General features: G+C 69.1%; 4 protein-coding genes. 3 read left to right on the top strand and 1 reads right to left on the bottom strand.

The genetic code is table 11. The features are described 5' to 3' along the window. Positions 1-516: 516 nt before the first annotated feature. On the top strand, positions 517-657 hold the full coding sequence (locus tag ABVB68_RS36665; RefSeq protein WP_353605555.1) for a hypothetical protein: 141 nt from the start codon (positions 517-519) through the stop codon (positions 655-657). Between the two features lie 15 nt (positions 658-672). Here the strand turns inward: ABVB68_RS36665 and ABVB68_RS36660 are convergent, their stop codons facing one another. Further along, a complete protein-coding gene (locus ABVB68_RS36660) occupies positions 673-1,182 on the bottom strand; it encodes a transglycosylase SLT domain-containing protein (protein WP_353605554.1) in 510 nt (169 codons plus the stop codon). Positions 1,183-2,447: 1,265 nt separating this feature from the next. On the opposite strand from ABVB68_RS36660, the gene ABVB68_RS36655 reads away from it, so the two are divergent. Continuing rightward, positions 2,448-2,843 (top strand): LppU/SCO3897 family protein, encoded by a 396-nt coding sequence (locus tag ABVB68_RS36655; protein ID WP_353605553.1) that lies wholly within the window; start codon positions 2,448-2,450, stop codon positions 2,841-2,843. Between the two features lie 53 nt (positions 2,844-2,896). After that, positions 2,897-3,483: IS701 family transposase (locus ABVB68_RS36650; protein ID WP_353605552.1), on the top strand; the 587-nt coding region annotated here is incomplete at its 3' end.

Below are 3,483 nucleotides of genomic sequence, written 5' to 3'. Positions count from 1 at the left end.
GGACGACAGGAGCTGCGTCACAACCGGGGACCACCCCCCGGCCTTCGACACCTGGCTCCCCACCCCCCCACCAGGAACGCCCAGGTCAGCCGGGCACATGGCGCAATCCCCCGCCCGGGCATGAGGGCGGAGGTACGCGGGCCGACGCCGAGGTGCTGCTTAACACGGCCGGACGCCAGCTGCTGGCAGACATGTGCGGCGTCGAGGAAGCTGTGCTGGCACGGGCGTTGCCGTCCTGGGCGGAAGAGGATGCCAAGCTGCGTGCCTAGGATGGCGATCCGGTGGGGCTGTGGCAGATCGGTGGCGCGGTGGCCGGTCCGGTGGCGTTCGGCTGCCGGCTGTGCACGGCCCGGCGCACGGGGACGGCTCTGCGGGCGGTGCGGTACGCGCCCCGGTGGGAGCGAGCGTGCGTTCGGCATGGGCGCTGGAGCACCCCTTGGAGTGCCGCACGGCAATCCCTACAGGGCAGACCGTCCACGGTGCGAGGTGGGAACCCGGGGGCCGGAGAGCTGGGCGGTGACCGTTACCTTCGTCCCGGCCGGGGTCTGGGCCACCTTCGGCGTGACGGCCAGCTACGAGGTGCCCGGCGACCCGGGCACGCCCGCGGGCGGGGAACTGCTGGAGATGCTGTATCCGGAACTCAATCCGGACGGGTGACGAACGCCGGGTGGCTCAGTACGCGGAGTTGACGTTGTCGATGGAGCCGTAGCGGTGGGCGGCGTAGTTGGCGGCGGCGGTGATGTTGGCGACCGGGTCGGTGGAGCTGTTGGCGGTGCCGGTGACGTGGAAGGCCTTGAACGTGGGGTCGATGACCTGGAGCAGGCCCTTGGAGGGGATGCCGTTCTTGGCGTTGATGTCGTAGTTGTTCTGAGCGTTGGGGTTGCCGCTGGACTCGCGCATGATGTTGCGGTGCAGGCCCTCGTAGGTGCCCGGGATGCCCTTGGCCTTCATGATGGCCAGGGACTGCTTGATCCAGCCGTCCAGGTTGTTCGCGCCACCCTTGGCACCGGCGGGGTCGGCGGCCTTGGAGGCGATGGCGGGGGCGGCCTTGGGGGCCTCGGCGGCGTGGGCGGTGGCCGGCGTCAGCGTCAGGGCCGCGGCCGCGGCGCCGGTGGTGACCAGGCCGGTGACGGCCAGGTTGCGCAGACGGGCGAGGCGGGACGCAGCGGTGATCGCGGTCATGGGGGGTCTCCTACGGGACGTCTTTGGGCGCCGGCCGGATCATCCGGTCGCGGCCTGAAGGGCGTCGGGGCGAGGCCCCGCACAGCGCGGCAAAAACAAGGACGGCCCCGGCGATCTCACCCGGCCCGACCCGCTGCTTGCGGCGACGAGAGACATGGTTAGCGACCGCGAACAGGGGAAGCAAGGATGTGACCTACTACTCAGGACCGTAGATATTGTGACAATTCGGTCATTTCGTGGTTTTCCTGTGCGCAGACCGCTGTGCGGCTCTACGATCCCGCTTAGGACGTGATCTGCCTCTCGTGGGTAGCGTCACGCGGAGAGCCGGAAAATCAGGCTTCCGGCCGGCCTTGCTCCAGGGAGCAGAGTGCAGCTCGGAAATGCGTACGTGATCGGTCCAGCCCTCTTCCGGGTGTCTGCGGGATGCTGATGCGGGGTGGGCCCTCCGGTAAGGGCCCGCGTACTTCATGGCCTCGTCCAGGAAACCGAGCGCCGTCGTCCGGGCGGACGGGTCCCCTTCCGGGTAGGCCAGACGCTGCTTGCCGCGGGCGCCGTCGCTGCCGTAGTACCGCCGGCCAGCCACTCGTACACGGCCGCATCGACCGAGGCACCCTGGGCGGCGCTGCGGGTCTGGCCGTACCTGCCCACCATGTAGGAGGCGTATTGCGGATGGGTGTCGGGGACAAGGCGGCCGGTGACCGAGGACGTCTAGTGCTCCGCCGTCTCCGGGCCGGTGCAGCCGCCCGCCGCATCCGGCCCCTTGCGCGTGGGATCGGCGCAGAACGTCTCGTAGTCGCCGAACACCTTCATACCCGGCGGCCCGTAGGCGCCGATATGAGAGCCGGCGGCGTGACCATCGCTGTCGGGGATCGCATAGCCCGGTCCGAACTGTCGTGGCCATCCGCCCGTCCCGGCGCCGCGCAGGCGGGTGACCAGACGAGGGTGCCGACCGCCGCGGCGGCGAGGACGGTCGCGGCCAGACGCGACGGCACACGGACGAGAGGGGCGTGCACGACGGGGATGAACTCCTTCGGGTCACGGAACACGGAGATCTGGTGCGGGCCCAGATACGCACGCCGCGGCCAAAGAAATGGACAGGCGGGGCCCGGGCGGACGCTTGAACGGGGAGCTGCCGTAGGGCTACGGCACCGCCGGAGGGGCCCGCGGCGCGTTCGGTTCGCGTCGCCGTGTCGTACTCTGCGACTGGCCAAGTGGGCTTGCTTCTTGGCCGTTTTCGCACGTCCCCACTGCCTGAGGAACTGCCCGTGCCCCACACACCGCCCCTGGGCGGCCCGACCGCCTCGTACACCCCCGCGCAGATACGGCGCAACCGCCTGATCTTCCTCGGTGTGGTCCTTGTCCTCGCGGGCCTGGTGGCGTTCGTGACCCTGGGCCCCCACGACGCGAAGGACCAGTCCGCCACGCTCCACGCCGGCGACTGCTTCCAGAACGTCGGGACGGACAAGCACGCGAAGACTAAGAAGCTCGACTGCACCGACCCGCACGCCGACTACAAGGTCCTGAAGATGGACAAGGGCGGAGTCGTCGACACCTTCTCGTGCTCCGGCGTTCCAGGCACGACCGGCTCACTCACCCAGATGGGCGCGGAAGGATCGTTCGTCGTCTGCTTCAAGGAGAACGACGACAAGGACAGCAACTAGTACTGCAACGGTGCTTGCCGTGACGGATGGCCAGGTCGGTCGTTGGTGTGGTTATGGGTGGGGACCTTGCTGATGTCAGGTTGTGGGCGGGTGAACTGGAGGCTGTGCACGGGCGGTTCGTGCACCGGTTCAGCAGGTCGGAGCCGCGTGAGTCGGCGCTGGCGTATATGCGGGGGCTGATCGCTCCACTGCAGCGGAAGAACGGCTGGACGCTGGCGGAGGAAGCCGGCCACGCGGGCCCGGACCGCATCCACCGGATGTTGAATCGGATCGAGTGGGACGCCGATGAGGTCCTCGACGATGTGCGTCAGTACGTGGTCGACAACCTCGGCGACCCGGGCGCCGTCCTGGTCGTGGACGACACGGGCTTTGTGAAGAAGGGGACGCGGTCGGCCGGGGTGCAGCGGCAGTACTCCGGCACCGCCGGGCGGACGGAGAACTGCCAGGTCGGTGTCTTCCTCGCCTATGCCACTGAGCGCGGGCGGACACTGATCGACCGGCGTTTGTATCTGCCCGCCTCGTGGACTGATGACCGCGACAGGTGCCGCCGGGCCGGCATCGACGACGAGGTCGCCTTCGAGACGAAGGTGGCCATGGCCAAGGCGACGGTCCGCCGCGCCATCACGGACAAGATCCCGTT

It is taken from the genome of Streptomyces sp. NPDC096012, from assembly GCF_040426375.1.
Classification (GTDB): domain Bacteria; phylum Actinomycetota; class Actinomycetes; order Streptomycetales; family Streptomycetaceae; genus Streptomyces.
This window is presented reverse-complemented; position numbering and strand designations above follow the sequence as displayed.